The organism is Candidatus Kapaibacterium thiocyanatum (genome assembly GCA_001899175.1).
Lineage (GTDB): Bacteria > Bacteroidota > Ignavibacteria > Kapaibacteriales > Kapaibacteriaceae > Kapaibacterium > Kapaibacterium thiocyanatum.
Map to the genome: position 1 here is coordinate 368,430 of MKVH01000002.1, position 7,186 is coordinate 375,615.

General features: G+C 60.0%; 5 protein-coding genes and 1 pseudogene. 5 read left to right on the forward strand and 1 reads right to left on the reverse strand.

The window, feature by feature from the left end; translation table 11 throughout:
- Positions 1-5 precede the first annotated feature (5 nt).
- Positions 6-1,949 (reverse strand): hypothetical protein, encoded by a 1,944-nt coding sequence (locus tag BGO89_01860; protein OJX61344.1) that lies wholly within the window; start codon positions 1,947-1,949, stop codon positions 6-8.
- On the opposite strand from BGO89_01860, the gene BGO89_01865 reads away from it, so the two are divergent.
- The 5 genes and pseudogenes from BGO89_01865 to BGO89_01885 all read left to right on the forward strand — a co-directional run bounded on the left by BGO89_01865 (position 1,938) and on the right by BGO89_01885 (position 7,186).
- Entirely contained in the window at positions 1,938-2,951 is a 1,014-nt protein-coding gene (locus BGO89_01865; GenBank protein ID OJX61345.1) for a hypothetical protein, read from the forward strand. The genes BGO89_01860 and BGO89_01865 overlap by 12 nt on opposite strands.
- Positions 2,939-3,673 (forward strand): hypothetical protein, encoded by a 735-nt coding sequence (locus tag BGO89_01870; GenBank protein OJX61346.1) that lies wholly within the window; start codon positions 2,939-2,941, stop codon positions 3,671-3,673. Before BGO89_01865 ends, BGO89_01870 begins: the two co-directional genes overlap by 13 nt.
- A complete protein-coding gene (locus BGO89_01875; protein OJX61347.1) occupies positions 3,673-4,530 on the forward strand; it encodes a hypothetical protein in 858 nt (285 codons plus the stop codon). Before BGO89_01870 ends, BGO89_01875 begins: the two co-directional genes overlap by 1 nt.
- A gap of 17 nt (positions 4,531-4,547) precedes the next feature.
- Entirely contained in the window at positions 4,548-6,455 is a 1,908-nt protein-coding gene (locus tag BGO89_01880; GenBank protein OJX61348.1) for a hypothetical protein, read from the forward strand.
- A gap of 550 nt (positions 6,456-7,005) precedes the next feature.
- Positions 7,006-7,186 (forward strand): annotated as a pseudogene (locus BGO89_01885) (hypothetical protein).

Genomic DNA, 7,186 nt, shown 5'->3' on the forward strand with positions numbered 1-7,186 from the left:
TCGTCTCAGCGAATGATGAGCGGAAGACTCAGTACCGTCGTACCGGCCAGGATGACCCTGTACGATCCGGGCGCAAGATGCGGAATATGGAGGATGATATCCAGGCCTGCATCGATGCCGACTTCTTCCCTCCGGCCCAGTGCATCAATGATGAATGCCGTATGGGGCGTCATGCCTGCGTCCAGGACGCGGACGTCGCGTTGGCCCGCCGAAAGGATGGACGGTGCGATTCTCGCCATCGTGTGCGATGGGGACGGAATCGAGGCAACGACGTTCGGTACATCCGAGCCGCAGACGATGGCGTTTCCTTCCTTCGGAATCGTCACCGGTCTCGAGCGGCCCTTGACGAAGATAAGTCCTTCCACTGCGGGAGAGGGAATCGTGGCGGGATCGACGGAGAAGACGTAGACCGGGTGACTGCGCTGGATCGGGTCGAGCGGGGCACCGTTTCCGATGATCAGGACGGGATCCACCGGGCCTCTGTTGAAAATCGTGACGACGACGAGTTGCGAACCGTCCGTACCACGCACGACCGTCGGCGGCGCTATTCCCGGGCCGAGCAGTTCCGCGGCGTAGGTCGCATCCACCAGTCCATGGCCGCGCAGGGAGTCCATCGTATCGGGCAACTCCGAACTCGCAGTGAGTGCCGCCCTCAATTCCCAGGGTCGTGCTTCGGGATAGAGGCTGCGCAACAGGGCTACGACTCCGGCCACCTGTGGTGTGGCCATCGACGTACCGCTGACGCTGACGTACGACGGAAAGCCGATGCCCGCGCCGATGACGCTCGTACCCAATGCCATGAAGTCGGGCTTGATGCGGCCGTCGGCCGTGGGACCGTGCGACGATCCGGGCCACTGTTCTCCATCGCGCATGACGCCGCCGATGGTCAGCACGGAATCGGCATCGGCCGGTGTGATGAGCGTGCGCGCATTCGGACCCTCGTTGCCCGCTGCCGTGAGGCATACGACTCCACGTGCGACGGCCATGTTGACGGCACGCGACGCGAACGTCGTTCTGCCGTCGAAGGCCGAATAGGGAGTGGAGGCTTCGGTGGAATCGAAGTACCGGTAGCCGAGCGACGACGTGATGACTGCCGCACCGCGTCGTTCAAGCCATTCCACGGCTGCCGCGTAGAGATCTTCCTCGACGCGGAACTCCCCGCGCATGTCCTCGGATTTCGCGAGGAGATAGGTGGAGAACGGCGATACGCCGATGAGCGAGTCCTGTGCATAGCCACCCATGAGGGAGAGAACGAGCGTACCGTGACCATCCTGATTGAAGACGTCGACGGCCTCGTTGGAGACGATCGTATCGTTGTATACGAAGTCGTATGTTTCGCGTACGTCCAGATGCTGCATCGAGGCATGACTTCTCCAGCGGAAGCCGTTGTCGATGACGCCGATCATCGCACCCTGGCCGAAGACACCGGCTCTGTGGAGCGGACCGATGTTGAGCAGATCCAGTTGTCGTGCCGAAGCTCCGGGCCGGGCCGGATTGCAGTCTACGGCCATGGTAGTATAGTGCACCTCGGCGATCCTGTGGACGCCCGAGACGAAGGGGAGCAGCGTCAGCAGATTCGCCGTCAACGTGTCCACGTTCACGAGCACGCAGTTACGCCAGCGAGACTCCGTGAGGACGTCGATGCCGAGATTTCGCAGACGGGTCAGATACGCTGAAGAAAGGGGACGATCGTCTTCGGTCAGCACCGGATCCATTCCCGTGCGCTGGCGCCGTTCCAGGGCCGCGGCCGTGAATTCCGCGAGCGTGGATCTGTACGATGGACTGTCCGGGGTGAACGATTCCGAACCCTTGTCCTTGAACGTGATGCGATAGTTCGCGCGTTGTTGCGCCGAGCTTTCCGTCGTGCCGATGACCAGTGCCACGCATATCGACGCGAGGAGCCACAGGGCCGTTCTCCTGACGTCGTTTTCGTAGTTTTGACGTACCATTTCCATCCCGAAATCATGAACATTCTTCAACAGGCCAGGTCGACCGCTGCGTGGGCCGATCGTACCGGCTGGTCGTGGATCGAACTCGGCGGGAGTGACCGCCTCGACCTCCTGAACCGGCTTTCCACGAACGAAGTCGCCAATCTGCCTGCCGGAAGTGGCAGGCAGACCGTCCTGCTGACGGAGAAGGCGCGCATCATCGACGTCCTCACACTCTGCAACGACACCGAACGCACCATGGTACTGGCCTCGCCGTCCCAGGCGGGCCGCATCGTGTCCTGGCTGCGAACATACACCATCACGGATGATGTTCGGGCCAAGGACCGTACGGATGTCACGGCAATGATCGAGATCCTCGGCCCGCGTGCCGCCGCTGCCGTCCGCGATCTGAGCGGTATGGACGTGAGCACGATCGCCATCGCGGAATGGAAGTCCGCCTCCATCGACGGCAGGCCCGTGACCATCGTCCGCATGCCGTCCGCCAGCGAACTGTCGTACTGGATCGTCGCCATGCGTGAGGACATGTCGTCCATCGTCGAACTCCTGCGTGCCAATGCCGGGACCTTCGCGGAACTGGATCCGGCCACGGACGAATACATCCGTGTACTCGGAGGGCAGGGGCGTCTCGGCCACGAATGGTCCGATGCCTACAATCCGCTCGAAGCCGGTCTTCTGCACTTGACGAGTTTCACGAAAGGCTGTTACATCGGACAGGAGGTCGTGGCCCGACTGGACAGCTACAACAAGGTCAAACAGCGCATCATGGGTCTGCATTCGCAGGCAGCATTGGCCGTGGGAGACGAGGTGATGGCGGACGGTGCCGTCATCGGTCGCGTCACCAGCGTCGTGCCGTCGTGCGATGGTGGGGCGCGATTCGCCCTGGCCTACGTACGCGGCGAGCATGCCCATCCCGAAACCACGCTCGCGATCCGAGGTGCTGCGGGAGACGTCACCGCCGTACAGTCCCTTCTACCGATGCAGGATCCGTCATGTCCGTCGTGATCATCACCGGAGGGGCGCGGCGCATGGGGCGTGCGCTCGCTCTCCGTTTCGCCGAACGCGGATACGACGTAGGTATCACCTATCGTCGTTCACAGGAGGAAGCGATGGCCACGCTGGACGAAGTCCGTGCTCACGGCGTACGGTGCAGTATGCAGTCCTGCGACGTTTCGGACGACACGGCGCTGGCACGCGCTCTGCAAGGGCTTGCCGACGATCTCGGACCCTGCGGCGTCGTCGTCAGCAATGCTGGCGTCTTTCCGGATCCTCAACCGGCCGTGTCCATCGCTCCCGACCTCGTGCGTGCGACGATCGGTACGAATACCATGCCTGTGCTGACGATCGCCCAATGGTACGGGGCATTGTTGACCGCGCAGGGAAGAACGGGACGTCTGGTCTCCATCGGATCACTCGGCGCGCTCGAGCTGTGGAAGGACAGACTCGCCTACAACGTCTCGAAGTCGGCGTTGCTCACCATGACGCAGGCACTGGCACGCGGCATGGCACCCGTCATGACCGTGAATACCGTCGCGCCTGGAGCCATCCTTCTTTCCGACGATCCATCGCCTGCGGATGCCGCCATGGCCCGTATGGAACGCATACCGATGGGACGGCATGGCAATGCCGACGACATCTTCGATGCCGTATGGTTCTATGCGACGGCGTCGACCTATATCACCGGACAACTCATCGCCGTCGATGGCGGCTATCACCTGGTACGTTGATGACGGAACCGACCGATCACCATCTCGAATCTCTCATACGCTTGCTGGACGATGATGATGCCGACGTCGTATCGACCATCACCGATCATATCGTCGGTCTCGGGCCCGACATCGTACAGCCGCTGCGCGACATCGTACGGACCACTTCTGACGTCGTCGTACGCGGTCGTATTGAAGGGATCATCAGGCAGTTCCAGCAGGGCGCGCTCGACGATCTGCATCGACTGATGCTCATCCATCGCGATTCGGGAACCGACATCGACCTCGAATCCGCACTCTACCTGCTGAACGGCTTCGGCAGGCCCGGCGACGATCGCGAGACCGTTTCGGACTATCTCGACAGCCTCGCCCTGCGCGTGCACGAGCACTTCATCGCGACGACTCCGGCCAATGATCTCACGCAGTTGCTGGCCATGAACTCTGTCCTCTTCGAGGAGGAACAGTTCCAGGGTGCCGTCGATCGGTATTACGATCCGCAGAATTCGTACCTGACGTCGACCATCGAACGACGGAGGGGGATTCCGGTCACGCTTTGCGTGCTGGCACTCCTGCTGGCCGACCGCAGCGGCCTCACCCTGTATCCCATTGCACTTCCGTACCATTTCATTCTATATTGCCCGGATATCGACGTCTACGTCGACCCGTTCCATCATGGTACGTTCCTGAGCCGGACCGACTGCATCTCCTTCGTCGAGCGGTCCGGACTGACGTTCACCGATGACATGCTGGAACCGGTCCGCAATCTTGATATCGTGATACGCATGATGCGGAATCTGGCCTTCGCACATTCCAAGGTCAACGAATCATGGGAATCTCACGTACTGCAACAGGTGCTGCTCGACGTGGCACCACAATAACCGTAGGCACATTACCGATGGGTCCCGTCATGAAGTTCCGCAGTCTTTCCGCCGTCGTCGTATTCCTCGCCGGTGCGCTGTCCGCCCTGGCCGGTACGGTCAATATCCTCCCTCTCAAGCCGAAGGAAGGCCAGATCGTCACCATCGAATACAAACCCGATGCTCCGGAGGAAGGATGGATCAGGGAGTCCTCGTCCATCCATGCCACACTCTTCGGGTTTTCCGAAGAAGCGGAAGCGCCCAATGCCATCGACGTGCGTCTGTCGAAGAACGGCAGCGGTGTATGGACCGGAACGACGGAATTGACGAAGGGCATCGTCTTCACGCTCGTCAAGGTCGGTAACGGACTCATCTACGATACCAACAAGGGTATCTACTGGTCGTTCCTGACCTATGGCGCCAATGGCTCACCCGTCCGTAACGCGAATCTGAAAGCTGCATACTCGTGCTTCGGCATGCTGCCGACGTACTGCCGCCGCAAGGAGGATATGCAGGAGGCCGTGGACTATCTCCAGAACGAAGTCAAGCAGCATCCGCGTACCATCACGGCGCGCGTCAATCTCGCCATGCTGCAGAAGGCACTCGGCGAGAAGGACGAGAAGGAAGTGGAAGGGGAACTGCGTGAAATCATACGTTCCACACCGAACCCCGCAACGCCGATGGAAGCGCTGGCCATTTCCCAGGCCTATATGGGCGTGGGAGATCAGGACCAGTCGTTCCTCGTACAACGCAACGCCGCACTCAGGTTTCCACGCAGCAAGGTCGACGAGCAGATGGCATTGCAGAAGCTGTCGGAATCGCCCAATGCTCAGTCCTTCATCTCCAAGGTCAGCAGCCATCTCGAAGACTATCCGAATACATTCGCCAAACAGAACCTCCTGGACATGGTCGTGACGACGGCGGGTCAACAACGCGACGTCACACTGCTCATTCCGTTCGCGAAGCGCATCAAGGATCTGCCCGCGAGCGTTTGTCATTCCATCGCCAACTATCTCGGTGCCGTGGACAGTCTGCGTCCCGAAGCTCTTGCACTTGTCGAGCGCGGTCTCGTCGCGGCCAAGGACCAGTCCCTGCGTCCGGTCTATGCCGGCCCGGCCGAATGGAACGAGGAACAGCGCATGGTCAGCTCGCAGCTCCTGTACGTGAAGGGCGCCATACTCCGCGCCATGGGGCAGAAGAAGGAAGCGCTCGCCGCACTCGAGAAGTCCATCGACGTCGGCGCCAGGGAGACGGACAAGGGAACGTACGAAGCCTACGTCAAGCTGCTGCAGGAATCGGGAGAAGGGAAGAAAGCCGTCGGTGTTGCCGAAACGGCCATCAGGAATGGTGCGGCGACGGCAGGACTGTATCAGTCGTATCGTGAGATGCGCAGGGCGGACGGCAAGGATTCCGCGTCGATCGAGAAGGACCTCGCAGCATTGCGTGTGAATGCACGACGCATGGCCTCGACGAAGCTCGCCAAGGATATGCTCAACCAGACCGGTATCGCGGGAACCTTCACGACGCCGGAAGGCGCGCCCGTCAATATCGGCGACTGGAAGGGCAAGGTCGTCATCATCGACTACTGGGCCACATGGTGCGGTCCGTGCCGCAGCTCGTTCCCCGCGGTGCAGAAGCTCTACGAACGCTATCGCAGCAATCCCAACGTCGTGTTCGCCATCGTCAACGTATGGGAACGCGACAAGGACCGTCAGAAGATCGTCAAGGACTTCCTGTCGAAGAACACCAACCTCACCTTCCCGGTCTACCTCGACGCCACGGATGCCGTCGTCGGCAAGTTCGGCGTGACGGGCATTCCAACGAAGTTCTATCTCGGTAAGGATGGCCGCATCCAGTTCAAGGAAGTGGGCTACCTTCCGGAAGAGCAGTTCCTCGAGGAGGCGACGAACAAGATCGAAGCCCTCCTGGATCAGGAACTGCCATAGCCGATCGTCGAGTCATCCATCGGATGTGGTGGATGTATCATGATGATTCTCTCGGGCCTTCTGCGGATTACCGTGGAAGGCCTTGTTCGTTCGGCATGGACGCCCGGAAGGGGAGTCATGTTCGGCATACACGCGGATATCCCGGCTTCGATCCGCAAGGCAGCGGAGACAGCGTATGAAAACCATGGTCGATGTGGATGACGAACACGTCGGCATCGTGCATGAAGACTACGTGCGATGGGACGATGTGGATAAGTAATTCGCGATGGACCGAACTACGGAAACACTGTCAAGTACAAGCTGATGAACAGGCGATTTGACTTGATGAACACAGTGTATTGACATATGGAGTCATGACCGTATACTAGCGATAGTTATCGATCGATCGGGCATCGTACGTGATGCATGCGTACGTGAAAGCGTGTATTTCGGGAAGGTAGTTTGGAATCGGTGAGACGATGCCGTTAGTTTCGCATCGGCATGGTGCATGAGCGCATTGCGGTCTTTCATACCGGCGGCGTTCGTTTTCTGGATATGGGCATGAATGGTTATGACAAGAAGCCTCGTACAAGGCGGCCTTCTGGCTGTCCTGCTCTACCTTATCTCCGGCATGACGGCGACGGCCGGTGATCCATGGACGTCGAAGATCCTGGTCGACATGAATCTGGACTGCGAGCTCGATACGCTCGTGATCGAGAACACGTCGAGCGAACGGGCGATGCTTCTGCGTA

Coding starts and splice junctions, on each gene's coding strand:
- BGO89_01860 (OJX61344.1), bottom strand. CDS start 1,949: ATGGTACGTCAAAACTACGAAAACGACGTCAGGAGAACGGCCCTGTGG.
- BGO89_01880 (OJX61348.1), top strand. CDS start 4,548: ATGGGTCCCGTCATGAAGTTCCGCAGTCTTTCCGCCGTCGTCGTATTC.
- BGO89_01870 (OJX61346.1), top strand. CDS start 2,939: ATGTCCGTCGTGATCATCACCGGAGGGGCGCGGCGCATGGGGCGTGCG.
- BGO89_01875 (OJX61347.1), top strand. CDS start 3,673: ATGACGGAACCGACCGATCACCATCTCGAATCTCTCATACGCTTGCTG.